Below are 26,112 nucleotides of genomic sequence, written 5' to 3'. Positions count from 1 at the left end.
AAAGACTATAGAATACATATACTTTTGGGAAACAAGGGTGATTCCGGTGCAAGAAATACAAGTGAAACTAACGGAGATTAAGAAGTTGATTGTAAATAAAGCTGCACAGCCCTATCTTCTTAAGTACATAGCGGAACCTAAAATAGATGAAGACAAACTTCTGCTTCTTATTTCATTTATGAAACAACAAGAAATGTCTGACGAGAATATAGAACGCTATGCCCTAGCAACTATGCTTATTCAAATTGCCCTTGATACTCATGAAATGGTTGAGAACTCCTATTCACATACAGAGGAAAGTTCAACACATAAAAATCGACAGCTTACTGTACTAGCGGGAACATATTATAGTGGCCTTTACTATCAGCTTCTTTCCCATTCAAGTGAGATTCCGCTAATAAAATCACTCGCAGATGGTGTTAAAGAAGTAAATGAACAAAAAATTGTTGTCTACCAGAACGAGATGGATAAAATAGAAACGTTAATGGAGAGCATAAAAGTAATCGAGTCTGCTTTGTTTGAGAAACTATCCAATCACTTTTATTTGCCCGGCTGGGTTGAATTTTCCTCGAATCTGCTTTTAGTTAAAAGGCTTAAAGCCGAAAAAAAGTTATTTATGGAGCTGGAATATTCACTAGTGTTTGATTGTTTACAAAGACTTACTTTTCCAGAAAAAAAATTAAGCATTTTGTCCCATGATCAGCAAGTACAGCTTATAACCATTTGTGACTCCTATATAGATAAAGCACAAACATTAATTAATGAGGCCTTAGCCAAGCTTCCTGGTTTAAATAGCCTGCTTAAGGAGCGAGTACAGTCGATTATCAAACAGCAGCCAACGCTGGCGAAAATTTCGGTGGAAGAAGGTTAATATACGATGCAAGAATCGAAAGAACAGCGTGTTCATAATGTCTTTGAGAAAATTTATAAGAACTATGATCAGATGAATTCAGTCATTAGTTTTCAGCAGCATATAAGGTGGCGGAAAGAGACAATGAAGCGGATGGACGTCCAAAAAGGGGCACATGCTTTAGACGTTTGCTGTGGCACAGGTGACTGGACGATCGCACTTGCAGATGCTGTAGGCCCTGAAGGGAAAGTTACTGGGCTGGATTTCAGCAAGAATATGCTTAAGATTGGTGAAGAAAAGGTTAAGGAGCTTAATCTTGACCAGGTTACTTTAATACATGGGAATGCCATGGAACTCCCTTTTCCTGACAGCAGCTTTGATTATGTTACAATTGGGTTTGGCTTAAGAAATGTCCCGGATTATTTACAAGTCTTAAAAGAAATGCGGCGAGTATTAAAACCAGGAGGCATTGCAGTTTGCCTTGAAACCTCTCAACCTACTTTGATTGGTTTTAGACAAATGTATTTCCTTTATTTCAAATTCATAATGCCTGTATTCGGTAAGATCTTTGCAAAAAGCTATAATGAGTATTCCTGGCTCCAGGAATCTGCGAGGGATTTCCCTGGAATGGTCAAGCTTGCAGAAATGTTTGAACAGGCAGGGTTTGAAAATGTAGCATATAAGCCATATAGCGGCGGCGTTGCTGCCATGCATATTGGTTATAAGCACTAGACTAGAAGCCCCTCTTCTTATCTAACCAGGAAGGCTGAAAGCTTTTCTTAGGATACAGAAGCAGGAAGGATTTTAAAAGCTGGGTGGAAACGATGAAGTTAAAAATGGTGTATTCGTATCTGAACGCGGATATAAACAAGATCGAACAGGAGCTGGAAGCCTCTATTCAAGCAGATTCTCCTCTCCTTAATCAAGCGTCCTTACACTTATTGCAGGCAGGGGGAAAACGAATTCGCCCCGTTTTTGTTTTATTAGGGGGGAAGTTTGGAAGTTATGATATAGAGATCATCAAGGATGTCGCTGTAGCCTTGGAGCTGATTCATATGGCTTCATTGGTACATGATGATGTTATTGACGATGCTGAGCTGCGCCGTGGCAAACCCACTATAAAGTCTAAGTGGGATAATCGGACAGCCATGTACACAGGAGACTATATTTTTGCTCGTTCATTAGAGCTGATGACAAAGATTGATAATCCTGAAGCTCATAAAATTCTTTCAGAAACCATTGTAGAATTATGTATAGGAGAAATAGAACAAATCAAGGATAAATATAATTTCAATCAAAATCTACGAGATTATTTGCGAAGAATCAAAAGGAAGACTGCCCTATTAATTGCTTCCAGCTGCCAGCTTGGCGCAATTGCTTCTTCTGTTGAGCCAATTGTTCACCAAAAACTGTTCCAATTTGGATATTACGTAGGGATGTCTTTTCAAATTACCGATGATATCCTCGATTTTACCGCGACCGAAAAAGAACTTGGAAAACCTGCAGGGGGAGATCTGCTTCAAGGTAATATTACCTTGCCAGTCTTATATGCAATGGAAGACGAACGGCTCCTGAAGGAAATCGCTTCTGTACATGAAAATATGGACCTGGCTGAGTTGGATAGAATACTTGAAATGGTTAAAAGTTCAGATGCTATTGAAAGATCTATTCGTGTAAGTGATATGTACCTTAATAAAGCTTTTGCTATCCTTGACGAATTGCCGCCTAACCGCGCAAGAAAAACCTTAAGAGATATTGCTAAGTTTATAGGTAAACGGAAATTCTAAAAAGTTGCCAATTTTTCAAAAAAATGTTACTATTTGCAAGGAATGTCTTCTTGACTATCCGCCATACATATACGTTTTAGGAGTGGAAAACATGGAAAAAACTTTTTTGATGGTTAAACCTGATGGAGTTCAACGCAACTTAATCGGTGAAATTACAGGACGTTTCGAAAGAAAGGGCTTTCAATTAGTTGGAGCTAAGCTAATGGTTATTCCAAAGGAACTTGCTGAACAGCATTACGGCGAACATAAAGAACGTCCTTTCTTTGGAGAGTTAGTAGATTTCATTACCTCCGGACCAGTATTTGCAATGGTTTGGCAAGGCGAAAATGTTATTGCAACAGCTCGCCAAATGATGGGTGCTACTAACCCAAAGGATGCTGCTCCAGGCACTTTCCGTGGGGACTTTGGCTTAACTGTCGGGAAAAATGTCATTCATGGATCTGATTCTGCCGAAAGCGCTGAGCGTGAAATCGGCTTGTTCTTCAAATCTGAAGAACTTGTAGAATATGTTAAAACGAATGATGAGTGGGTTTATTAATTTTAAAATAAAAACAGCATTTGCTTACACAGATGCTGTTTTTTATTTTACCTAAATGATCGTCTATAAAGAAAAGTCTCCTTATTAAACGGATTTTCTATTATACTGTAGTATATTGGGGAAATTTGGCTTAAAGGGAGTTTACGTATGGCTGAGGATTATGACCAATTTAAAGAATATATCTACCGGAAAACTGGCATCAATTTATCTTTATATAAAGAAGCGCAAATGAAGCGCCGCCTTACAACGCTCTATCAAAAAAAGGGGTTTAAATCCTTTCGTGAGTATACACTTGGACTGAATCAGCAACCCCAGCTTCTTTTAGAGCTTTTAGATAGAATGACGATTAATGTTTCCGAATTCTATCGTAATTCAAAGAGATGGCAAGTATTAGAGCAAAAAATACTTCCAAAGTTAATGGAAAATAGCAGACATTTGAAGATTTGGAGTGCGGCATGTTCTACAGGTGAAGAACCTTACACAATGGCAATGATGCTCTCAGGATTTCTTCCCTTATCAAAAATTCGTATTTTAGCAACTGACCTTGATGAAAATGTAATTGCAAAGGCCAAATTAGGAGTATATTCTGAGCGGAGTTTAACAGAAGTTCCTGAACAGGTGGCTGAGAAGTTTTTTTCGAAGGAAGGTGCATTTTACCTGGTTTCTGATGAAATCAAGAAGACGGTCACTTTTAAAAAGCAAAACCTGCTATCAGACCCATTTGGCCTTGATTACGATTTAATTATTTGCAGAAATGTACTTATCTATTTTACTGAGGAAGCAAAAGATCAACTCTACCGCAAATTCAGCTCCGCGCTTAAAACAGGAGGCATTCTTTTTGTAGGAAGCACTGAGCAGATCTTCAATCCTTTACAGTTTGGCCTCGAAACAGTTGATACTTTTTTCTATCGAAAGATTTAGCAGGCTTTATAAGATTTTTAACATCTTGTATGATTTTAGCCAGTCAAGAGTTGTGACTTAAGGGCTCCAGTATTGCGGTTCGAATTTCTTTTATGATAGAATGTCGAGATTAGTTTTAAATTATTGGATTATAAAAAATTTTTAATTTTTGCTATTTTTATTTAAATTCGTATGATATATTATGGAGCATAATCCTTTAATGAGTTGAAGGAGGAAAGAGTATGAGATATTTAACAGCTGGCGAGTCACATGGACCGCAGTTAACGGCCATTATTGAAGGATTGCCGGCCGGAATGCCTCTTGTTGCAGAAGATATTAATGAGAATCTTGCAAGAAGGCAGAAAGGCTACGGCAGAGGAAGACGAATGCAGATTGAAAAGGATGAAGTCCAAATTCTCAGCGGGGTTAGACACGGCTATACGTTGGGTTCTCCTGTTACGCTTGCGGTTGAAAATAATGACTGGAAGCATTGGACAAACATTATGGGGCAGGCGCCTCTGGAAACAGACTCTGATGACGTAAAACGGAAAATTACCCGGCCGCGTCCTGGACATGCTGATTTAAATGGAGCGCTTAAGTACGGTCACCGTGATATGCGAAATGTGTTAGAGCGGTCCTCTGCACGAGAGACAACGGTAAGGGTTGCTGCAGGTGCAGCTGCTAAAAAGCTGCTTTCTCTTCTAGGCATCGAACTGGCATGTCATGTAATTGAAATTGGCGGAGTAAAGGCACAGCCTGTGCGGTATGATTCACTTCAGGAATTGAAAGATAAAACAGAGGCTTCTCCGGTCCGCTGCTATGATTCTGAAGCAGAAGTTCAAATGATGGAGGCCATTGATAAAGCTAAGAAAAATGGAGACTCTATCGGGGGAATTGTTGAAGTAATCGCCGAAGGGATGCCAGCTGGAGTGGGCAGCTATGTCCATTATGACCGAAAGCTTGATGCCAAGCTTGCTGCGGCAATTGTCAGTATTAATGCTTTTAAGGGTGTTGAATTTGGAATTGGATTTGAAGCAGCTCGAAAGCCTGGCAGTGAGGTACATGATGAAATTGTCTGGAATGAGGAGCAGGGTTATTACAGAAAGTCAAACCGCCTTGGCGGCTTTGAAGGCGGAATGACAACTGGAATGCCAATTGTTGTAAGGGGTGTTATGAAGCCTATACCTACGCTTTACAAACCTTTACAGAGCGTGGACATTGAAACAAAAGAACCTTTCTCAGCGAGTATTGAACGATCTGACAGCTGTGCAGTACCAGCTGCAGCAGTTGTGGCTGAAGCTGCTATTGCATGGGAACTGGCAGCAGCTATTGTCGGACAATATTATGGGGATCGATTCGAAACTCTTAAGCTAGAGATTGAGGATCAGCGGAAACAAATGAGGGAGTTTTAATGGATTCGGTAGTAATTACCACAGACTCCCACAGCTACCCGGTATATATTGGCGAAGAAGCAGTTAAAGAGCTTAACTCTTTTGTAGACAAGAAATATACGGATCTAACATCAATTCTTATTATTACCGATGAAAACGTAGGCAAACTTTACCTTGACCGATTAGAGAGTGTCTTACAGGGTAAAAAAATTTCTGTCAAGACAGTACCGGCCGGGGAGAGAGCTAAGACCTTTGAAGTCTATTTTGATTGTCTCTCATATGCATTAGAGAATAAGCTTGATCGAAAATCGCTCATCCTCTCATTTGGAGGAGGAGCGGTTGGCGATTTGGGAGGGTTTGTGGCAGCCACTTACATGAGGGGCATCCCTTTTATTCAAATTCCTACAACAATTTTAGCCCATGACAGTGCAGTTGGCGGGAAAGTGGCCATTAACCATCCGCTTGGTAAAAACATGGTTGGCTCTTTCTATCAGCCAGACGCTGTCATTTACGATTTGCAGTTTCTCAAATCACTCCCTGACCGGGAGAGACGTTCAGGTTTTGCAGAAGTAATTAAACATGCACTGATTCAGGATAAAAGCTTTTACGATTGGCTACTTGAGAATATTAGCTCACTGGACCATGTAACACCTGAACAGCAAAAGTTTTTTTTAACAAAAGGAATTAAGATAAAGGGAGCGATTGTTTCTCAGGATGAAAGGGAGATGGGTATTCGCGCATACCTTAATTTTGGCCATACGCTTGGCCATGCTATAGAAGCAGAGGCTGGATATGGCGGCATTTCACATGGAGAGTCGGTAGCTGTAGGGATGGTATTTGCGATCCAACTCAGCCAGTCTATGCTTGGATTGTCCTTTGATACAGCTCAGTTCATAGGTTGGCTAAAAACACTCGGCTATAGCACTGACCTGCCTGAAAACATGTCGGTCGATCGGCTGGTAGCTAGAATGAAACAGGACAAAAAGTCTGTGGCTCAAATGGTGCGCTTTGTTTTATTAGGTAAAATGGGCGAGCCAGTGTTAACGGAGGTACCCGACAAAGTCATTAAGAACCATCTTATAAACTTTCAGAAGACAGGAGGAATGTGAATGATCCGTGGAGTTAGGGGAGCTATAACTATTAACCAAGATACTGCTGAAGAAATCGTTTCAGCAAGCGAAAAACTGCTGAGAAATGTAATTGATACCAACAAAATTAAGCCAGAAGAAGTTACTTCTGTTTTTATATCAGTTACAGATGATGTAACCGCAGCATTTCCTGCACGTGCACTTAGGCTAATCGACGGATGGACTCATGTGCCAGTAATGTGTATGAAAGAGATTCCTGTTCCAGATTCACTGCCTCTTTGTATACGAGTAATGATGCATGTACATACTGAGCAAACACAATCCGAGATAACTCATGTTTATCTTGAGGGTGCCAAAAGCTTGAGGCCTGATTTATCCGTTAAGGGATAAAATCGGCCTTTATTTGCAAAGGCTGCAATCTTACACATAAAAAACAAGTATTGATTGAGGTGTTCATATGAAGTGGAAAAAGCAGATATTGTCACTTACTCCATACCAGCCTGGAAGATCAATCGATCAGGTAAAGCGGCAGTATGGGCTGGATAAAATAGTTAAATTAGCTTCAAACGAAAATCCATTCGGCTGTTCACAAAAGGTGGCTGACCGTATTGAAAAACTTTCATTTGCATTGTATCCTGACGGGTATGCGACCGGCTTGAGAGAATCACTTTCTCAGCATTTAAAAGTAGATTCCGGCCAGTTGATTTTTGGTAATGGTTCTGATGAATTAATTATGATGATTTCAAGAGCACTTTTAAAGCCTGGAACAAACACGGTAATGGCTGCTCCTACTTTTCCTCAATATAAGCATAACGCTGTTATAGAGGGAAGTGATGTGAAGGAAGTCCCACTTATAAACGGAGCACATGACCTCGATGGCATGCTAGCGGCTATTGATGAAAATACAGCGGTAGTATGGGTTTGTTCACCAAACAATCCAACCGGAGCTTACATAAAAGATGGAGCGCTGCGTTCATTCGTACAGCAGGTTCCAAAGGATGTATTGATTGTTTTGGACGAAGCGTATTATGAGTATGTTGATGCAGAGGACTATTACGATTCTATCAGTCTAATCGAAAGCTTTGAAAACTTGATTGTATTGAGGACTTTTTCTAAGATATATGGGCTTGCCAGCTTTCGCTCAGGATATGGGATAGCACAAAAGACAATCATTGATGCGTTGGAGCCGGTCAGAGAGCCGTTTAACCTTAATTCTCTTGCACAGGCTGCTAGCATAGCCGCCCTTGAAGACCAAAAATTCATCCAAAATTGCAAAAAAGCAAACAGAGAAGGCTTAAAGCTTTACTACAAGTTTTGCGAAAAGCATAATCTATCTTATTACCCTTCACAAGGAAATTTTATTTTAATTGATTTTGGCTTGGATGGAAATGACGTTTTTCAATACCTTCTTGAGCGGGGTTATATCGTTCGTTCTGGCCAAGCACTGGGCTTTCCGACTTCCGTAAGGATAACAGTTGGTTCAACTGAGCAGAATGAAGAAATTATTGAGAAGCTTGAAATGATGGTAACCGAAAATTCTATTAAAAAAGCATTATAAAGGCGGTGATCCTTTGAAAGGCCGCGTTTTTGTTATTGGGCTTGGATTAATTGGAGGATCTCTAGCTCTTTGTATTAAAGCTCAGCACAAAGATGCAGAAGTTATCGGTTTTGATGTATATGGCCAACAGTCCCGCCTTGCGAAAATGCTCAACGTAGTAGATTATGTTGCTGCAAATATACAAGAGGGAGCAGCGGAAGCAGACCTAATCATTATTGCCACTCCAGTGGTGGAGGCTGGGAAGATTATTGAAACTCTTTCCACACTGCAACTAAAACCAGGAGTGATTATCACTGATGCTGGAAGTACAAAGGCGGAGATTGTAAGAAAAGCATATTGTTTAAAGCAAAATGGAATTGAATTTGTTGGGGGCCATCCAATGGCGGGTTCCCACAAAAGCGGCGTAACTGCTGCTAAGGCACTTTTATTCGAAAATGCCTTTTACCTATTAACCCCTGACAAGCACACGAGCAGTGAAGCGGTGGAGACAGTAAAAGAATGGCTCGCAGGTACAAAAGCAAAGTTTTTAACAGTTGATCCAGAAGAGCATGATTTTCTTACTGGTGTCATTAGCCATTTCCCTCATGTTATTGCTGCATCGCTAGTTCATCAGGCAAACAAGTCAGGAGAAAATCATGAACTGGTTACACGTCTGGCTGCCGGGGGCTTCAGGGATATAACAAGAATTGCATCCAGCAATCCTGAAATGTGGAGAGATATTCTTTTGAATAATAAAGACGTTCTCCTAAGTCTTCTTCAGGGCTGGAAAAGTGAAATGGAGACTGTTAGCTCAATGCTTGTTTCAGCTAACGGAGAAGATATATATCAGTATTTTTTTGAAGCTAAACAATATCGCGACGCTCTCCCAGTAAAGGAAAAAGGAGCTATACCGGCCTTTTATGATTTATTTGTTGATGTGCCAGATTACCCTGGGGTTATCTCAGAAATAACGGGTTATTTAGCTAGAGAAGAAATTAGTATAACGAATATACGTATCCTTGAAACGCGAGAGGAAGTATACGGAGTGCTCGTCATCAGTTTTCAGACTGAAGAAGACAGGCTGCGGGCCGAGAACTGTATTAAGCAGCATACGGACTATGATACTTCTATTGGATTGTAAAACTCAGCTATTAGGAGGAACTAATGGGAGCAATGAACCTGGACAAAAATAAAAGGTCCTTACGTGGTGAAATCTCTGTACCTGGCGATAAGTCTATTTCTCACAGATCCGTCATGTTTGGAGCTTTGGCGAATGGCATAACAAAAGTTGAAAATTTTCTACCAGGCGATGATTGCCTAAGTACGATTTCTTGCTTTAGGCAGCTTGGTGTTGAAATTGAGCAGGAAGGAAGCCGGGTTGTGGTTTTCGGAAAAGGCTTTGAGGGATTGTCAGAGCCAGAGGGAATCCTAGACGTTGGGAATTCTGGCACAACAATAAGGCTGCTCATGGGAATTCTATCAGGGCGTCCATTTCATTCTGTTCTTATGGGAGACCATTCCATCGGAAAAAGGCCAATGACTCGTGTGACAAAGCCTTTATCCCTAATGGGTGCCAATATCAGCGGCAGAAAGGAAGGAGAGTATACTCCTCTTTCGATATCTGGACAGCAATTAAATTCAATTGAATATAAGCTCCCTGTAGCCAGTGCCCAGGTGAAATCAGCCATTATATTAGCTGGTCTTCAAGCAGAAGGGGAAACAACAATCATCGAACCGGAGAAAACTAGAGACCACACAGAGCGTATGATCCGTCAATTTGGCGGAGAGGTCACAACAAACGGACTGGCAGTCAGCGTCAGGGGCGGGCAAAGTTTAACTGCGGCAAATGTCAGTGTCCCAGGAGATATATCGTCAGCTGCCTTTTTTCTAGCTGCAGGTGCGATCATTCCAGACAGTAAAATTATTCTGAAAAATGTAGGGTTAAATCCTACTAGAACGGGAATTCTTGATGTTTTGACAGCGATGGGAGCAGATATCACCATTGAGCCTTACCAAACAGAATCCGGAGAGCCAGCAGGTGATATTACTGTTGCTTTCTCAACTCTTAAGGGGACGGTAGTCGAAGGCAGCCTTATTCCTAGACTAATTGACGAAATACCGATCATTGCGCTTATTGCAACCCAGGCTGACGGAATAACTGTCATAAAGGATGCAGCAGAATTAAAAGTTAAAGAAACCAACCGAATTGATACAGTAGTCGCTGAACTGGCAAAGCTTGGAGCTAGATTAGAGGCGACAGAAGACGGAATGATTATTTATGGGAACACCTTCTTAAAGGGAGGAGAAGCTGTATCAAGTCACGGAGACCATCGGATCGGGATGATGCTTGCTATTGGTGCTTTATTATGTACTAAGGATGTTTCTCTTGAACAGGCAGAAGCTATATCAGTATCTTATCCTTCCTTTTTTGATGATTTGCAGAAGTTATTTTAAGCTTATCAAAACAGGCACCTTAGCCATTAGGCAGGGTGCTTTTTAATGTTAATCAAGACAACTCGGGGAAGCAGTAAAAGTTACTAAAAGGTGACCAAATCTAGATTGCACCCTTTGTGATTAGGCATATTTATTTTTGAAAAGCATAGCTTGTCATAAGACTGTTTATAAGGGTGGTTTTATGACATATATCATTGATAATGCTCACATTTTAAAAGGGGAGACCGTACAGAATTCAAGTATTCTTATGGAAAACGGAATGATAAGCTCAGTCAGGCCTTCGTTTAAGTTGTACAAGCATATGAGGATGGACGCAGACAGCTTTCTTATGACCCCGACCCATATTCTGTTTGATCCCTCCCTGCCGCTTAAAGCATCAAAGTCCGAAAAAAAGAATTACTTCCTGAATCAGTTCCTTCTAAAGGGATGCACTGTTATTTTTACCAGTGTTACAATTCGGTACGAACAAGAGCTAAAGCCGGAGCTTAAACGTTTGCATTCAGAGATGGCTGACAGTCCACTCGACTACGTTGTTGGTGTAAGGATACCTGTCCAGTTGTTAACTCCCAGTTTAATCCGAGCATGTAAGAAAGAAAAAATTCCTGTTATCATGCTTGAAATTACAGACTTTTCGGAGTTAAGGGATAGACCTTGGGGATGGATTAAAGAAGCAATGTTTCCTTATAACAGCCCCCTTGCACCGGTATTCTGTTCAGAAGCAACAGGGAGGAGCGATGAGGCTGCTGCAGATTGGGTTAAGTTGATGACCTCAATGAAAATTCCTCACCTCCGCTCAGAGCTATGTGAAGGAGATCCTTTGAAAATGGAAGTACTAAAGAAAACAGGGATTTTTCCTTTCAAGTCGAATTTATATAACGGGGGAGAAATCAGCTACAACTTTTATTCCAGGTCACCGGAAGTCGAGAATGTTGAGATATCACAGCTGTTCCATTATCATAACGATAGGCTTTTAATTACGGTTCATAAAGGAATAGTGGTTCGTGCCGGTTCTCAGGTGTTTTACCACGAAGGAGCCGGAGAAAATGTTAAAATTAAAACACCAGCATTTTTTCAAGCCAGCTATTAACTTGTGTCGAAAGGAATTTATATGCGTTCAATAGAGGAAATCAGTTACTTATTGGAGAACGGCCAGCTCGATAAAGCACTTGATGGATATCGCGATATTTTACGAGCGGGTACAGACGAGGAGAGATTCACCCTTGCCGAGGAGCTTTTTCGTTTTGGTTTTATGGAAGAAACGATAGAAGTGATTGAAAAGGTTTTGGAATCCTATCCAGGTGAAGGGGAGCTTCTTGTTTTGCAGGCAGAAGCCTGCATCGAAATTGGAAATGAAGAAAAAGCAATGCTTATTTTAGAGGGAATTTCTGAGGATGATGATGTTTTTCCTCAGGCACTTCTTCTGCTTGCAGACATTTATCAAATGAACGGTTTATACGAGGTAAGTGAACAGAAGCTTCTGAAAGCCAAAGCTTTGCTTCCTAAGGAAACGATTATTGATTTTGCCATTGGTGAATTATATGCAAGCCAAGGAAGGTTTGCCGAAGCTATTAAATCGTATGAAAAGGTTCTCGACAAGCAGACTCAAGTTGGGGGCATAAATATAAGCCAAAGACTTGCGGAAAGCCTTAGCGCAGGTGGGGCATTTGAAGAAGCCCTGACCTACTATGAAAAAGCTTATGAAGAACAGTTTGAAATTAACACCCTTTTTGGCTATGCTTTCACCGCATTACAGGCAGGGAAAAATCAGACATCCATAGAAAAGTTTGAAGAGCTGAGAGCTATGGATCCTGAATACCATTCTCTTTACCTGCATCTTGCAAGAGCTTATGAACAGGAGGAACTGCTTCAAAATGCCATTGAAACAGTAAAGCAAGGGATCCAGCAAGATGAGTTCAATAAAGATTTATACTTTTATGGCGGGAAATTATCTTTAAAACTTAACAGCGAGAAAGAGGCTGAAGATATGCTTCGCCAGGCACTAGCATTGGATCCGGGCTTCTTAGAAGCCGCTCTGATGCTTAATAAGCTGTTTTTAAAGCAGGAACGGTATGATGATGTTTTGGACATTATTCGTGCTGTAGATGCGAATGATGAGGAGGAGCCTCAATTTTTATGGGATGAGGCGCTTGCTAATCAGCACAATGAGAATTATTCACAGGCATTAAATAAATACCAGCAAGCATATACTTTCTTTAAAGAGAATAAAGATTTTTTACAGGATTATGGATATTTTTTGATGGAAGAAGGAAAAAGAGCCGAGGCTGCCGAAATTTTTAGTAAGCTGCTAAAAGATGAACCTGGTAATGAAGAATACCTGGAGCTTCTTGAACGGCTCACGGACGAACAGTCCTAGGTAAAAGTTGAGTTAGCAGAGGAGGGAATCAAACATGACTACCCCTGTATCTGTCAACGAAAAAAAGGATTTTATCCGCTGGTTTTTAAACCATTATCAGCTGAAAAGACGGGAATGCGTCTGGATCCTTAATTATTTGATGAGTCATGACCAGCTAATGGAAAAAGTCCACTTCGTGGAAAAAGCCCAATGCTGTCCAAGAGGGCTGGTTATGTCTACCCATTGTGTTGATGAAGTGCCATTTCGTTTTTATAAAGAAAACGTAATGACCACAGATGCAGAAAAGTCTTTTCATGACATTCGTCTGAACCGCGATGAGGAAATTTATATCCAATTGAACTTCCATGCATCAAACAAAGCGCATCAATACGCCGCGGTCCTCGAGGAAAACCCGTACATGCCAAGGCAGGCGGAAATCTCTGAAAAAGACAAACAGATTGCTGAGCGCTTCCTGACTGACAGCATCCAGCGCTTCCAAAAAGAAAAACTGCTTAAACTCATTGATGAGGCCCTTGATAAACAAGATAAAGGGGAATTTCAGCGGCTATCTAAGCAATTAAACAGGCTGGAAATAGGAGAATGATTATGCTTGCTGACAACAGCAGGCTTTTTGTTTTTTCTAGAACAACAATTCAATCTGATACTAGCACTTTCAATGGTGAAAATGATATGATGATTGATGAGAATAAACGAGTTGGAGTGAAATAAATGCGATGGACTTCTTCTGACATGGATATGTATATGAAGGAAAAGGAATATGTAGACACTGCAGTAATTCCGATGCTCCCTGTCTCTTTCGGCAGCGATATGAAGCAGGCAGCATCAATGGCAGAATTTATTGCTTTGTTAACGAATCAGCTTGAACGTCAGTTTCGAGGAAGGCTGGTCCTTCTACCGGGATATACATATTTTAAGAATGATAGTGAAAAAAGTCTAGAGGGCGTAAAGAACTGGGAAAGAGAGTTAGGGAAAGACCAGTTTAAGCATGTTTTTATTGTAACGGCCGATACGGAATGGAAAAAACATGAACGAAATTTAAGTTCTTCTTTGATCTGGCTGCCTTCGATTCCGCTAGAACACATGGATGAAAACTACAAAGTTTCTATTATTGAAGACCAAGTTAAACAGTTAATGCATTTATTTATTCAAAAATGGCGTGAATCAGAGTAAAAAGAAAACTAATTGGCTTGTAATATGTTTTTACCATAGTATTATATTGACCTTGCAATCAGATTGATATATCATGGTTATGTCCTAGTATTAAAATGTGTTTAAATAATGTCCGATGGACTTATCTTTGGTAATAGAGGGGGGATAAGCGTGAGCAAGCATCGTGTTTCAAGACGTCAATTTTTAAACTATACCCTTACAGGTGTAGGCGGTTTCATGGCCGCAGGAATGCTGATGCCAATGGTCCGTTTTGCGGTCGACCCTGTCCTAAAAGCAAGTGAGGGCGGAGATTTTATCGCAACGAAACAAAGAGTGGACGAAATAACAACAGAGCCACAGCGCGTCGATTTTACATTCACACAAAAAGATGCGTGGTACGAATCAGAAGTAACAAATACGGCTTGGGTTTACAGAGATGATAAGGGTGAAATCGTTGCATTGTCACCGGTGTGTAAGCACCTTGGGTGTGTAGTTTCATGGGGTTCTGACAGTGCAAATCCGGACATGTTCTTCTGTCCGTGTCACTATGGGCTGTACACGAAGGACGGAGTGAATGTTCCTGGTACACCGCCTTTAGGACCGCTTGATGTGTTTCCATATCAAGAACGTGACGGCATTCTTTATCTTGGTAAAGCCAAACCACATAAGGAGGCGTAATCATTGTTAAACAAAATTTACGATTGGGTAGATGAACGTTTAGATATTACGCCGATGTGGCGGGATATCGCTGATCATGAAGTTCCGGAACACGTTAACCCGGCTCATCACTTCTCAGCGTTCGTTTACTGCTTTGGCGGTCTGACATTCTTTGTTACCGTTATTCAAATTCTATCCGGAATGTTTCTAACAATGTATTATGTTCCGGACATTAAAAATGCTTGGCAGTCCGTCTGGTATCTTCAAAACGAAGTAGCTTTCGGACAAATTGTGCGCGGAATGCATCACTGGGGTGCAAGTCTCGTTATCGTAATGATGTTCTTACATACGTTACGCGTCTTTTTCCAGGGAGCATACAAGAAGCCTCGTGAGCTAAACTGGGTAGTCGGAGTGCTAATTTTCTTCGTTATGCTTGGATTAGGATTTACTGGGTACCTGCTTCCTTGGGATATGAAAGCATTATTTGCAACAAAAGTAGGTTTGCAGATTGCAGAAGCAACACCGTTTATCGGTACACAGATCAAAGTTCTGCTTGCAGGACATGCTGATATCGTTGGTGCACAAACTTTAACCCGTTTCTTCGCGATTCATGTGTTTTTCCTTCCTGGAGCGCTGCTCGGCTTAATGGGTGCACACTTCTTGATGATTCGTAAACAAGGTATTTCCGGACCGTTGTAAAAAAACAGTTAAATAAGGTTAAGCAAAATGGCTTAGCTTTGTTTAAAAGGAGGGGATTGCTCGATGCATCGTGGTAAAGGTATGAAGTTCGTAGGTGACTCTCGTGTTCCTGCAGAACGTAAGCCTAACATTCCGAAAGATTACTCGGAATATCCCGGTAAAACGGAAGCGTTCTGGCCTAACTTCCTTCTAAAAGAATGGATGGTTGGAGCTGTATTCCTTATCGGGTACCTGTGTTTAACTGTTGCTCATCCATCTCCGCTTGAGAGAGTGGCTGATCCTACAGACACAGCGTACATTCCATTGCCAGACTGGTACTTTTTATTCTTATATCAATTGCTGAAATACACTTACGCAGCAGGCCCTTATACGGTTATTGGGGCAATGATTATGCCAGGCTTGGCGTTTGGAGCGTTATTGCTTGCTCCATTTATTGACCGCGGTCCTGAACGCCGTCCGTCAAAGCGTCCACTTGCTACTGGATTTATGCTTCTTTCCATTGCGGGAGTATTTTTCCTTACTTGGGAATCAGTAGACCAGCATGACTGGGAGGCTGCAAAACAGCAAGGGCAAATAGTTGCTGAGGTAGATATCGATAAAGCTTCTGAAGGCTATAAGATTTATGAAACCAATGGCTGTATTAACTGCCATGGGGCTGAGCTTACAGGTGGAGCTGGTGCACCTGCTTTAACTGACACAGGATTATCTCCTGAAGAAATTGGTGAAATTGCTGTTAATGGAGTCGGAGATATGCCTCCAGGATTCTTCAAGGGAACTGAAGAAGAAAAGCAAAAGCTTGGTGAATTCATTTCAGGCCTTTCAGGTGAATAAAAGGTAAGCTGGCGGTTATCCGCCAGCTTATTTTTTTAGGCTCTTTTCTAAAAAATTGTTGTTTTTGGATGAGTTTTGAAAACTAAGTTTGATAGGAGAGGAAGATGCGAGACTCCTCGAAACTCCTCATTATGCTATAGCATAATTTCGTGCGATGAAAATTCACGGATGCTTTCCTTGTGCTGTCGCATTTCCTTCCTGCGTGGGCTTATTCGAGGAAGCCCTACAATGTCCAGCGGGATCAGCGGGACAGGTGAGATCCCACAGGCGACAAGGCGCCGAGGAGACTCACCTCCCGCCCCGCGGAAAGCGAGCATCTGAAGCGGAAATCAACGACTGCATTTTTAAATAGCACCAAAGTTTACGGAAATAGCCTTTTTTATAATATGTTAAGATTTGCTGTGACTACTTTCAGTCTTCAATGTCTTGCTTCTCCAAATCATAAGCCTAAACCTAAAGAAGGTAAAAAGCGTATTCTTTCAGGGTTGACTTTGTTTGACTTTTGGGAGGAAAAGGAAATTTTTACTTTTTAAACTTTCAGCTCTCCTCTTTAAGCTGTCGCTCCGTTTTTCTAATAATAGTTCCTTTTTAATTTACTGGTTATGGTAATATAATAGGTAGAATTTAGAGAAAAGAGGACAAAACTATGGCTTCAATCTATCCTTTGCTTGCCAACAGGGCAATGTTAAAACTCCTTTTAGCAGTTAATATCTTAGGGACGATTTATGGATACTATTGGTATGGATATCAGCTTAAGGTTACTCCGCCCATTTTTATCCCTTTTGTGCCTGACAGTCCAACTGCCAGTCTGTTCTTTGTGTTTGTTTTAATCGCTTTCCTTCTAGGCAAAAACTGGCCGCTAATGGAGGCGCTTGCCATGGTAACCTTGTTAAAGTATGGTGTGTGGGCAGTTGTAATGAACATCTTAGTCTATGTTGTTTCCGGTAATCTCGACTGGATAGGGTTTATGCTGATGGGTTCACATCTGGCCATGGCCATACAAGGACTCTTGTATTCTCCGTTTTACAGAATAAAATTATGGCACCTTTCAATTGCTGCTGTTTGGGTTTTACATAACGAAATAATTGATTATGTATTTTTAATGATGCCGAATTATTCGTCCCTAGATCTATATATAAATGAAATAGGCTATTTTACTTTTTGGTTAAGCATTGCTTCGATTACAGTCGCCTATTATTTTTCCCTCCGGCCAGGCCGGTTTGTTTTACCGTTAAAATCTGCTGATTGATCAATTAGCCGGTCTAACCTTGTCCTCCTTCACATACATTTTTAATAGTATTTAGAGGGGGGACAAGAATGAAAACAAAGATTATGATTCTATTCTCGGTGCTGCTGCTGCTGGCGCCGTTGTCACCATATGCTGAAAAAAAGTCGCCTGTGGAGAAACTTGATAACCTTTCAAATGAAGCCTTACAGATGGTGAAATTACACCGTTATTCTGATGCCAGAAAACTTCTCGATTATTTCTCTGAACAATTTTTAGCAGCTGCAGGGCAGGACAGGCCTTTTACGATGGATGAACTGAGAATTATTACTGTATCCCATAACCATGCCGTTGAAGCGGCAGTGAGCGCCTCTATGGACCATGATGAACGCATGAACCGTATAACCCAATTCCGGCTCGTGATAGACGCTGTCTCATCCACCCATCAGCCGCTGTGGGCTGAATTGGAAGGGCCGATCATGAATGTGTTTATGGATGTGAAGGAAGCAGCTGGAATGGGTGACAATATCAGATTCGAAGAAAATCTAGACTCATTTTTGGCCTTATATAATGTTATTCATCCAAGTATGAAAATTGATCTGACTCCTGAACAAGTTCAAAGAATTGATGCAAGGATTAATTTCCTGGATCATTATCGCTCCCAGGTTTTAGCTAAGCCTTCAAGCCAAAAGGAACTTGATGCCATTGAAGGAGACCTGAAAAAAATATTCGACCAGATGACTGAGGATGAAGCCGACCCATCCCTGTGGTGGGTGATCATTTCTACAGGCAGTCTTATTATCCTAACTCTTTCTTATGTGGGATGGAGAAAATATAAAGGTGATAGGGAAAAACTCCAAAATCGGAAAAAGGAACGTAAATATTGACAAGTTGCCCTTAAGACCAATAAAATAAGGGTAACACCAAGAGTTATAGGGAGGTTTACAATGGGTAGCTTTATAATCTATTTTGCGATTATTATATTAATTCCGCTTTGGGCCCAAATGAAAGTGAAAAGTGCATATAAGAAATATTCACAAGTTGCATCTTCTTCACAAATGAGAGGCGCAGAGGTTGCTCGTAAAATTTTAAACGATAATGGCCTGCATCATGTAGGCGTTGAAGAAGCAAGAGGTTTTTTAAGTGACCACTACGACCCGCGGTCAAAAACTGTGAGGCTTTCCTCTCAGAACTATCACGGGCACTCAGTTGCAGCAGCAGCAATTGCTGCTCATGAAGTAGGCCATGCGATTCAAGATGACCAGGATTACGCGTTCCTGCGCCTTCGACATACACTTGTACCAGTTGCAAGCTTAGGATCTAATTTTTCCTGGGTATTGATTATGATCGGTATTTTTGCCAATTTAAGCGGTATGCTTCTTCTTGGTATTATTTTTATGGCAGCAGCAGTCGTGTTTCAGTTAGTTACACTGCCTGTCGAATTCGATGCTTCTAACAGAGCAATGGACCTGGTCGTTTCGGCCGGAGTTATCCGCAACGATGAAGAGCGTGTAACGAAAAAGGTCTTAAATGCAGCGGCACTTACCTATGTAGCAGCAGCAGCTGTAGCCGTAATGGAATTAGTTCGTCTTGTTTTAATCTATACGGGTATGACAAGAGAAGAATAGCAAAAAAGCCATGCGCATGCATGGCTTTTTTTTATCGTTTGGAAATTATAAAAATTCCAAGTTTAGGATATTCGCATTCGTTGTCTGCATCCAGCTCCCAGAGACTAGTACACCCGCGCGCCGGACCGAACAACAACAGACTGATTTACAAAGGAAACTAAAAAGAGTGCCGTCAGCATTTAGGATGCTCTACCAGCTTACCTCTCAATAGGAATTTTATTTTCATCTAATGTAAAACCTTCACCAAGAACGTCATGAACCACTGATACAGATACAAAGGCATGCGGATCAACAGAGTTAACAACATTTTTCAATCGGACGATCTCATTTTTACCGACCACACAGTATAAAACATCCCGTTCTTTTTTAGTGAAGGATCCCTGAGCTTTTAATGATGTAACGCCCCTATCCATCTCTTTCATAATTTTGTCGGCAATCTCACTGTTTTTTTCCGAGATGATCATCGCTCCTCTGGCCGCATAAGCTCCTTCTTGCATAAAGTCTATCACTCTTGCACCAATAAAAACGACTACGAGTGTATACATTGCTTCACGATAGGAGAGATATGTTATGAGGGAAACAGCTATAACACAAAAATCAAATAAAAACATTGTCTTGCCCATGCTCCAGCCAATATATTTATGTGCCAGCCTGGCAATTATATCTACTCCTCCTGTTGTACCGCCATATCTAAAGATAATTCCAAGGCCGATCCCAATAAAAACACCCGCGTACAATGCAGCAAGCGTAAGGTCATCAGATAAGGGAATATCAAATTGGTAGCGCTGGAATATCAACAGAAAAATTGATACACCAACCGTTCCAATGATCGTATAAAGAAATACATTTTTTCCTAATAGCTTCCAGCCGATAAAAAATAGCGGAATGTTTAATAGTAAATTAGTAATCGATGGGTTCCAGTCAAATACAAAGAATAAGAGCAGTGTGATGCCGGTAAAGCCGCCTTCAGCTAGATTATTTTGCATATTGAAATGGACCAGCCCAAACGAGAATATAGCAGATCCCAGAAGGATAAAAAACGTATTTTTAAACTTTAAACCATAAAACATGTAAATTCCCCCCATGCTTGTATTTTTCTAACACAAGCGTTATTAATTATATAAAAGATAAAGTTAATGAGCAATGATTAGTGAGGTACACGCAGGCTTTAAAAAAAGTCGAAAATATTGTCAAAGAGGTTGCTTTTAGCTAACATAATAAAGAATCACTTACAAGGCTTTAACCGTTATACATATGAAAGTATACTGTCCATTTTTGGAGGGATTTAATTTGAGTAAGCCAAAAACAATGAAAGACCTGCAGGAAGAAGTAGATGCCTATATAGGTCAGTTTAAGGAAGGGTACTTTAGTCCGCTCGCATTGCTGGCAAGAATGACCGAGGAACTAGGAGAGCTAGCCCGCGAAGTAAACCATTTTCATGGCGAAAAGCCTAAAAAGGAATCAGAAGAAGCAAATACGATTGAAGAAGAAATGGGAGATATGCTCTTCGTTCTTATTTGCTTTGCTAATTCCTTAAATATTGACCTTCAAGAATCACATGACCGGGTAATGACAAAGTTTAATACCCGCGACAAAAATCGGTGGACAAGAATTGAAGAGTAGAGGTGGGAAGTAAAATGGATAAGATTAAAATTGTTGTAGCAGGTCCCCGAGGAAAGATGGGGAAAGAAGCCGTGCAATTGGTTATGAATACAGAAAACTATGAATTAGTAGCAGTCCTTGACAGAAAATATGAAGGAATGAAGCTATCAGAGATCGAAGGGTTTGGCAATGCGGATGTTCCTATATATACTAGCGCAGAAACATGCTTTGAAACGGAAAAACCCGATGTTTTGATTGATTTAACGACCCCTGAGGTCGGAAAATTACATACAAAAACTGCTCTTTCATACGGTATCCGTCCAGTAGTAGGGACAACAGGTTTTTCTAAAGAAGAGATGAATGATTTAGAGGGATTTTGCAGGGAGAAAGAGCTTGGCTGTATTATTGCGCCCAATTTTGCAGTAGGCGCAATTTTGATGATGAAGTTTTCCCAAATGGCTGCCAAGTATTTTGAGGATATCGAAATTATTGAGCTGCATCATAACCAAAAGCTTGATGCACCTTCAGGAACTGCATATAAAACAGCTGAAATGATCGCTCAGGTAAGAGAACAAAAGAAACAGGGCCATCCAAATGAGCATGAAACGCTAACAGGAGCTCGGGGGGCAGACTATGAGGGCATGCGTATCCATTCTGTAAGGCTGCCAGGGTTGGTCGCACACCAGCAGGTTATGTTAGGCTCTGATGGACAATCTCTGACCATACGTCATGATTCATATAATCGAGGCTCGTTTATGTCAGGTGTTAAGCTAGCGGTTGACACAGTCGTGAAATTAGATACTTTCGTATATGGGCTTGAAAATATCATTGAATAGGGGCTGATAAGTTGAATATTGCGTTGATTGCCCACGATAAAAAGAAAGATGACTTAATCAAGTTTGTAGTTGCGTATAAACATATTTTCAAGGAACACTCTCTTTTTGCCACAGGAACAACAGGTTTGCGTTTGATAGAAGCGACCGGACTTGAAATTCACAGATTTCAGTCGGGCCCGCTTGGTGGAGATCAAGAAATAGGGGCAATGATTGCTAATAATAGGATGGATGCAATTTTCTTTTTTAGAGATCCTCTTACAGTTCAGCCGCATGAACCGGATGTTTCAGCGCTTGTAAGACTTTGTGATGTATATTCCATTCCGCTAGCAAGTAATATGGGAACGGCAGAGCTGGTGGCGAAAGGAATTGAAAAGGGCGATTTGGACTGGAGAAAGGTATCTGGAAACAAAGGTGCGGATGATAATGGAACCAGCTAGATTAGATATTCTCACATTTGGTGCTCACGCCGATGATGTTGAAATTGGAATGGGCGGAACTATTGCCAAATTTTCAGCTCTTGGGAAGAAGATAGGTATTTGTGATTTAACACGGGCAGAATTATCCTCTAATGGTACAGTGGAATTGCGGGCATCAGAAGCCAGTGAAGCAGCTGGAATTCTAGGAGCAGCCATTAGAAAGACTCTTGATTTACCAGACAGAGGATTGTCTATTAATCATGTATATATAAAAAAAATTGTACAACTTATCCGTCGCTTTCAGCCTGATGTCGTTTTTGTGCCATATTTTGAGGACCGTCATCCTGACCATGGCAACTGTGCACGACTTGTTGAGGAGGCGGTTTTTTCCGCGGGAATAAGGAAATTCGACTCAGAGGATGGTTTAGCCGCTCACCGTGTGAAACATACATATTACTATATGATAAATGGTTATCATCATCCTGATTTTGCGGTGGACATTTCGGATTATATGGAACAAAAGGTTGCATCACTTCAGGCTTATCGGAGCCAGTTTGTAAAAACAGCTGCGAGCTTTGAGACTCCGCTTGTTAACAGCTATATCGACAGTGTTCAAGCACGGGAAATGCTTATTGGAAAGGAAACAGGCGTTGAATTTGCTGAAGGATTTTTTACGAAAAAGCCGCTGTTAATTCAGGCTGACCTGTTAGGAGATAAAAGATGAAAAAACTAAGAATTGGGATCACGTGCTATCCAACCGTGGGAGGTTCCGGGGTTATTGCAACGGAACTAGGCAAGCTTTTAGCAGAAAAAGGTCATAAAATTCATTTTATTTCATCTGGTCTACCCTTCAGGTTAAAGAAAATGCACCATAATATTTTCTTTCATCAGGTAGAAGTCAACCAATATTCTGTTTTTCAATATCCTCCATACGATCTTGCTCTGGCCAGCAAGATGGCTGAAGTAGCGACTCGGGAGAACCTTGACCTTCTGCATGTTCATTATGCCATCCCGCATGCTGTCTGTGCGATCCTAGCGCGGGAAATGAGTAATCCTGATCTGAAAATCGTAACTACCCTTCATGGGACTGATATTACGGTTCTTGGCTATGATCCTTCTTTGACTGAAGCGATTCGTTATGGGATAGAAAAATCTGATTATGTTACTGCTGTTTCGAATGCTTTAATTACAGAGACCCATGAATTAATTAAAACAGATAAGGATATATACCCAGTCTATAATTTTATCGATGAAAGAGTCTATAAGCGTGTCGATTCACAGGACTTGCGGAAAGATTATGAGATTCGGCCTGAGGAAAAGGTGATTATCCATGTCTCCAATTTCCGGGCCGTTAAAAGAGTTCCTGATGTGATAAAAGTTTTTGCCAAAATAGCTGAAAAGATGCCGGCTAAGCTACTGTTAGCAGGAGATGGACCAGAGATGAAAACAGTCTCAAGCTTAGTTAGAGAACTGAATTTAGAGGAACAGGTTTTGTTTTTGGGAAGACAGGATAATTTGGAGGAACTATACTCTTTAAGTGATTTACTGCTTCTTCTTTCAGAGAAAGAGAGCTTTGGACTCGTTGCCTTAGAGGCTATGGCTTGCGGTGTTCCATGCATTGGAACGAACGCTGGAGGGATCCCGGAAGTGATACAAAACGGTGAAACGGGTTATATTTGCGAGGTAGGAAATATAGGCGACATTGTTGAAAAATCATTGCTTATTCTTCAAGACACAAGCCTGCATAAGGCTTTTTCTGAAAAATCTTTGCAAGCAGTCCAGGACCATTTTAGTGCAAAAAAGATTGTTGAGCAATACGAAGATATTTATAATCACTTGTTAAATAAGGATGAGATCGTATGATTCAGCCATTTCTTAAGGCCGTGCCACTATTAACTGAGCTGGAAAATGCGGGCTATGAAGCCTACTTTGTGGGCGGGGCGATAAGGGACTATCTTCTTGACAGATCAATTGCTGATGTCGATATAGCTACTTCTGCAAAGCCGGCAGAGGTGAAAAGTGTATTTTCAAACACGGTTGACATAGGGATCGAGCATGGTACCGTCTTAGTATTATTTAAGGGTACGCCATACGAGTTAACCACCTTTAGAACTGAAGCTGAATATTCTGATTTCCGCAGGCCGGATAAAGTTACTTTTGTTAGGTCACTGACAGAAGATCTTCGACGCAGGGATTTCACCATGAATGCTATAGCAATGGATAGAGGTGGATCGATCATTGATCCTTTTGACGGGAGAAAAGCTATTTCCGAGCGGAAGATTGAAACAGTTGGGGCTGCAGCTGACCGGTTTAGTGAAGACGCACTCCGAATGTTAAGGGCGCTCAGGTTTGTCAGTCAGCTCTCTTTTGAGATTGAAGCAGAGACCCTGAAGGCACTTACAAGGCTAGCCCCATTAATGGCAAATATAGCGGTAGAGAGGAAGACAGCCGAATTTGAAAAGCTGTTGACGGGCAAAAGCAGATGTCAATCGATCGAACTTCTGATTAATACAGAGGTATATAAATACATGCCAGGCATAGCTGGTTTTAAAAATAACCTAGTTAAACTGTCACACCAGCCTTGCAGTGATCTCTCTAACATGGAGATGTGGCTATTGCTCCTGCACTATTTGGAGCTTGGTCAACAGGAATCGGAATCCTTCTTGCGAGAGTGGAAGCTCCCATCCAAGAAAATAAAGACGTTGCTTCACCATCAGGTTTGGCTGAAATACCGGCTAGAAAATGAGTGGTCGCCGTTAAGTTTATACCATTCGGGAAGAGTTGCGGTTAGGGATGTGGAAAGGGTCTTTCATGTAATAAGAGGAAATCCTATATCCACTGAAGTTGAATGGCTTTTCTCTTATGATGCGCTACCTATAAAACAGAGATCGGATATTAACGTTTCCGGAAGTGAGCTGATCGCCTGGTTTGGTAAACCAGGCGGACCTTGGTTGAAGGAGTTGCTTGGAAAACTTGAAACAGCAATTTTACAAAAAGAATTAAATAATAATCCGGCAGAAATAAAGGAGTGGCTGGCAAAATGCAATCTGAGCTCAGAAAAAAACTAATTGCTGCGTTTACAAACTCCGGAACAGAATATTTATCGGGGCAGACGCTTGCAGATCTGGCAGGCTGCTCAAGAACAGCTATATGGAAGCATATAGAGGAGCTTCGAAAAGAGGGTTTTGAATTTGAGGCTGTTAGGAAAAAAGGGTATAGAATTACAAACACCCCTGAGAATATAACGGCAGATGAAATCAGTTTTGGTTTAAAAACCAAGTTTGTCGGCTCAAATATCCATTATGAGGAAACGCTGGACTCGACTCAAAAAGTAGCTTACCGTCTTGCTTATGAGGGAGCGCCAGAGGGAACAATCGTCATAGCCGAAGAACAGTTGGCAGGGAGAGGGAGAATGCAAAGGAAGTGGCACTCCCCTAAATATTCAGGAATCTGGATGAGCGTCATTCTCCGGCCTGAAATACCGCCGCAAAAAGCTCCTCAGCTTACTCTCATAACAGCAGTAGCTGTTGTTCAGGCAATACAAGAAACAACTGGGCTTCACCCGCAAATAAAATGGCCAAACGACATATTGCTAAGCGGTAAAAAAATTACTGGGATCTTAACGGAGCTACAGGCTGAGTCTGATAAAATTAATTCGATCATCATTGGCATCGGAATAAATGTAAACCAAAGAGAAGAAGACTTTCCAGAAGAAATTAAACAGATTGCGACTTCCATACTCAATGAATTGGGACAACCAGTTTCAAGGGCTAAGTTAATTCAATCTTTATTGAAAAATTTGGAAAAGCTCTATCTCTTATATCTGGATAAAGGCTTTCAGCCGATCAAACTTTTATGGGAAAGTTATGCGATCAGCATAGGTGAGTTTATCACTGCCAGAACACTCAATAAAACAATTAACGGGAGGGCTCTCGGGATTACTGAGGATGGCGTGTTGCTAATGGAGGATGAGGCTGGAACGGTCCATCATATATATTCTGCTGACATTGATTTAAAAGGTGATCAGGTTTAAGTAGTCAAGCCAGCAACTTATTTGTTATAATCTTGATGGGCAGTATCTCAGGAGCTGCACCGTACAGACCACCCAAAAAACTAAACAGTTCTGCCTAGATCCACATGGACCGGGACA

Annotated in this window: 30 protein-coding genes; 29 read left to right on the top strand and 1 reads right to left on the bottom strand. The window is 41.1% G+C overall.

The window, feature by feature from the left end; genetic code table 11:
* The first annotated feature begins 46 nt into the window (after positions 1 to 46).
* From HRJ06_RS16270 to HRJ06_RS16170, 22 genes are all read left to right on the top strand, one after another.
* A complete protein-coding gene (locus tag HRJ06_RS16270; RefSeq protein WP_174734015.1) occupies positions 47 to 871 on the top strand; it encodes a heptaprenyl diphosphate synthase component 1 in 825 nt (274 codons plus the stop codon).
* A gap of 6 nt (positions 872 to 877) precedes the next feature.
* Positions 878 to 1,582 (top strand): demethylmenaquinone methyltransferase, encoded by a 705-nt coding sequence (locus HRJ06_RS16265; RefSeq protein ID WP_174734014.1) that lies wholly within the window; start codon positions 878 to 880, stop codon positions 1,580 to 1,582.
* Between the two features lie 92 nt (positions 1,583 to 1,674).
* Positions 1,675 to 2,637 (top strand): heptaprenyl diphosphate synthase component II, encoded by a 963-nt coding sequence (gene hepT / locus HRJ06_RS16260; protein ID WP_174734013.1) that lies wholly within the window; start codon positions 1,675 to 1,677, stop codon positions 2,635 to 2,637.
* A gap of 91 nt (positions 2,638 to 2,728) precedes the next feature.
* Positions 2,729 to 3,175, top strand: coding sequence for a nucleoside-diphosphate kinase (gene ndk, locus HRJ06_RS16255; RefSeq protein WP_174734012.1), 447 nt, complete (start codon positions 2,729 to 2,731; stop codon positions 3,173 to 3,175).
* 147 nt (positions 3,176 to 3,322) lie between these two features.
* The gene (locus HRJ06_RS16250) at positions 3,323 to 4,096 is read left to right on the top strand and encodes a CheR family methyltransferase (RefSeq protein WP_174734011.1); all 774 of its coding nucleotides are present in this window, start codon (positions 3,323 to 3,325) and stop codon (positions 4,094 to 4,096) included.
* A gap of 221 nt (positions 4,097 to 4,317) precedes the next feature.
* Complete coding sequence (gene aroC / locus HRJ06_RS16245; RefSeq protein ID WP_174734010.1) at positions 4,318 to 5,487, top strand: chorismate synthase; 1,170 nt, start codon at positions 4,318 to 4,320, stop codon at positions 5,485 to 5,487.
* On the top strand, positions 5,487 to 6,575 hold the full coding sequence (gene aroB / locus HRJ06_RS16240) for a 3-dehydroquinate synthase (protein ID WP_174734009.1): 1,089 nt from the start codon (positions 5,487 to 5,489) through the stop codon (positions 6,573 to 6,575). The genes aroC and aroB overlap by 1 nt, the downstream gene beginning before the upstream one ends.
* Positions 6,576 to 6,944, top strand: coding sequence for a chorismate mutase (gene aroH / locus HRJ06_RS16235; protein WP_174734008.1), 369 nt, complete (start codon positions 6,576 to 6,578; stop codon positions 6,942 to 6,944). It abuts the gene before it with no gap.
* 67 nt (positions 6,945 to 7,011) lie between these two features.
* Complete coding sequence (hisC, locus tag HRJ06_RS16230) at positions 7,012 to 8,112, top strand: histidinol-phosphate transaminase (RefSeq protein ID WP_174734007.1); 1,101 nt, start codon at positions 7,012 to 7,014, stop codon at positions 8,110 to 8,112.
* 13 nt (positions 8,113 to 8,125) lie between these two features.
* Positions 8,126 to 9,232 carry a prephenate dehydrogenase gene (locus HRJ06_RS16225; protein WP_174734006.1) on the top strand — a complete coding sequence of 369 codons (1,107 nt, stop codon included), beginning with the start codon at positions 8,126 to 8,128 and terminating at the stop codon, positions 9,230 to 9,232.
* A 23-nt stretch (positions 9,233 to 9,255) separates the two neighbouring features.
* On the top strand, positions 9,256 to 10,545 hold the full coding sequence (gene aroA, locus HRJ06_RS16220) for a 3-phosphoshikimate 1-carboxyvinyltransferase (protein ID WP_174734005.1): 1,290 nt from the start codon (positions 9,256 to 9,258) through the stop codon (positions 10,543 to 10,545).
* A gap of 181 nt (positions 10,546 to 10,726) precedes the next feature.
* Positions 10,727 to 11,632: a hypothetical protein gene (locus tag HRJ06_RS16215; protein ID WP_174734004.1), complete on the top strand. Its 906-nt coding sequence runs from the start codon at positions 10,727 to 10,729 to the stop codon at positions 11,630 to 11,632.
* Positions 11,633 to 11,653: 21 nt separating this feature from the next.
* The gene (locus HRJ06_RS16210) at positions 11,654 to 12,919 is read left to right on the top strand and encodes a tetratricopeptide repeat protein (RefSeq protein WP_174734003.1); all 1,266 of its coding nucleotides are present in this window, start codon (positions 11,654 to 11,656) and stop codon (positions 12,917 to 12,919) included.
* A gap of 34 nt (positions 12,920 to 12,953) precedes the next feature.
* Positions 12,954 to 13,502, top strand: a complete 549-nt coding sequence (locus tag HRJ06_RS16205; protein ID WP_174734002.1) for a ReoY family proteolytic degradation factor — start codon at positions 12,954 to 12,956, stop codon at positions 13,500 to 13,502.
* 2 nt (positions 13,503 to 13,504) lie between these two features.
* Positions 13,505 to 13,627 (top strand): hypothetical protein, encoded by a 123-nt coding sequence (locus HRJ06_RS23515; RefSeq protein WP_277874692.1) that lies wholly within the window; start codon positions 13,505 to 13,507, stop codon positions 13,625 to 13,627.
* Positions 13,628 to 14,089 carry a YpiF family protein gene (locus HRJ06_RS16200; RefSeq protein ID WP_174734001.1) on the top strand — a complete coding sequence of 154 codons (462 nt, stop codon included), beginning with the start codon at positions 13,628 to 13,630 and terminating at the stop codon, positions 14,087 to 14,089. It abuts the gene before it with no gap.
* A 108-nt stretch (positions 14,090 to 14,197) separates the two neighbouring features.
* Positions 14,198 to 14,746: a Rieske (2Fe-2S) protein gene (locus tag HRJ06_RS16195; RefSeq protein WP_197969993.1), complete on the top strand. Its 549-nt coding sequence runs from the start codon at positions 14,198 to 14,200 to the stop codon at positions 14,744 to 14,746.
* Positions 14,747 to 14,749: 3 nt separating this feature from the next.
* Positions 14,750 to 15,424, top strand: a complete 675-nt coding sequence (qcrB, locus tag HRJ06_RS16190) for a menaquinol-cytochrome c reductase cytochrome b subunit (RefSeq protein ID WP_174734000.1) — start codon at positions 14,750 to 14,752, stop codon at positions 15,422 to 15,424.
* Between the two features lie 63 nt (positions 15,425 to 15,487).
* Positions 15,488 to 16,255 (top strand): menaquinol-cytochrome c reductase cytochrome b/c subunit, encoded by a 768-nt coding sequence (locus tag HRJ06_RS16185; RefSeq protein WP_174733999.1) that lies wholly within the window; start codon positions 15,488 to 15,490, stop codon positions 16,253 to 16,255.
* Positions 16,256 to 16,901: 646 nt separating this feature from the next.
* On the top strand, positions 16,902 to 17,504 hold the full coding sequence (gene lhaT / locus HRJ06_RS16180) for a lipoprotein heptaprenylglyceryl N-acetyltransferase LhaT (protein WP_174733998.1): 603 nt from the start codon (positions 16,902 to 16,904) through the stop codon (positions 17,502 to 17,504).
* 68 nt (positions 17,505 to 17,572) lie between these two features.
* Positions 17,573 to 18,367, top strand: a complete 795-nt coding sequence (gene ypjB, locus HRJ06_RS16175; RefSeq protein WP_174733997.1) for a sporulation protein YpjB — start codon at positions 17,573 to 17,575, stop codon at positions 18,365 to 18,367.
* Between the two features lie 60 nt (positions 18,368 to 18,427).
* A complete protein-coding gene (locus tag HRJ06_RS16170) occupies positions 18,428 to 19,108 on the top strand; it encodes a zinc metallopeptidase (RefSeq protein ID WP_174733996.1) in 681 nt (226 codons plus the stop codon).
* A 197-nt stretch (positions 19,109 to 19,305) separates the two neighbouring features.
* Here the strand turns inward: HRJ06_RS16170 and HRJ06_RS16165 are convergent, their stop codons facing one another.
* Positions 19,306 to 20,178 (bottom strand): YitT family protein, encoded by an 873-nt coding sequence (locus HRJ06_RS16165; protein WP_174733995.1) that lies wholly within the window; start codon positions 20,176 to 20,178, stop codon positions 19,306 to 19,308.
* A 184-nt stretch (positions 20,179 to 20,362) separates the two neighbouring features.
* On the opposite strand from HRJ06_RS16165, the gene HRJ06_RS16160 reads away from it, so the two are divergent.
* Genes HRJ06_RS16160 through HRJ06_RS16130 form a run of 7 tightly spaced genes read left to right on the top strand, consistent with a single transcriptional unit; the run spans position 20,363 to position 25,995 of the window.
* Positions 20,363 to 20,731: a nucleotide pyrophosphohydrolase gene (locus tag HRJ06_RS16160; RefSeq protein ID WP_174733994.1), complete on the top strand. Its 369-nt coding sequence runs from the start codon at positions 20,363 to 20,365 to the stop codon at positions 20,729 to 20,731.
* Positions 20,732 to 20,745: 14 nt separating this feature from the next.
* Positions 20,746 to 21,546 carry a 4-hydroxy-tetrahydrodipicolinate reductase gene (dapB, locus tag HRJ06_RS16155; RefSeq protein WP_174733993.1) on the top strand — a complete coding sequence of 267 codons (801 nt, stop codon included), beginning with the start codon at positions 20,746 to 20,748 and terminating at the stop codon, positions 21,544 to 21,546.
* A gap of 11 nt (positions 21,547 to 21,557) precedes the next feature.
* Positions 21,558 to 21,983 (top strand): methylglyoxal synthase, encoded by a 426-nt coding sequence (gene mgsA, locus HRJ06_RS16150; RefSeq protein ID WP_174733992.1) that lies wholly within the window; start codon positions 21,558 to 21,560, stop codon positions 21,981 to 21,983.
* Positions 21,970 to 22,686 carry a bacillithiol biosynthesis deacetylase BshB1 gene (bshB1, locus tag HRJ06_RS16145; RefSeq protein WP_174733991.1) on the top strand — a complete coding sequence of 239 codons (717 nt, stop codon included), beginning with the start codon at positions 21,970 to 21,972 and terminating at the stop codon, positions 22,684 to 22,686. Before mgsA ends, bshB1 begins: the two co-directional genes overlap by 14 nt.
* Complete coding sequence (gene bshA / locus HRJ06_RS16140) at positions 22,683 to 23,825, top strand: N-acetyl-alpha-D-glucosaminyl L-malate synthase BshA (RefSeq protein WP_174733990.1); 1,143 nt, start codon at positions 22,683 to 22,685, stop codon at positions 23,823 to 23,825. The genes bshB1 and bshA overlap by 4 nt, the downstream gene beginning before the upstream one ends.
* Positions 23,822 to 25,030 carry a CCA tRNA nucleotidyltransferase gene (locus tag HRJ06_RS16135; protein WP_174733989.1) on the top strand — a complete coding sequence of 403 codons (1,209 nt, stop codon included), beginning with the start codon at positions 23,822 to 23,824 and terminating at the stop codon, positions 25,028 to 25,030. Before bshA ends, HRJ06_RS16135 begins: the two co-directional genes overlap by 4 nt.
* Positions 25,003 to 25,995, top strand: a complete 993-nt coding sequence (locus HRJ06_RS16130; protein ID WP_174733988.1) for a biotin--[acetyl-CoA-carboxylase] ligase — start codon at positions 25,003 to 25,005, stop codon at positions 25,993 to 25,995. The genes HRJ06_RS16135 and HRJ06_RS16130 overlap by 28 nt, the downstream gene beginning before the upstream one ends.
* The last annotated feature ends 117 nt before the right edge of the window (positions 25,996 to 26,112 follow it).

The organism is Mesobacillus harenae, assembly GCF_013343715.1.
GTDB lineage: Bacteria > Bacillota > Bacilli > Bacillales > Cytobacillaceae > Mesobacillus_A > Mesobacillus_A harenae.
The sequence above is the reverse complement of the archived record's forward strand: the minus strand, read 5'-3'. Positions and strand labels throughout refer to the sequence as shown.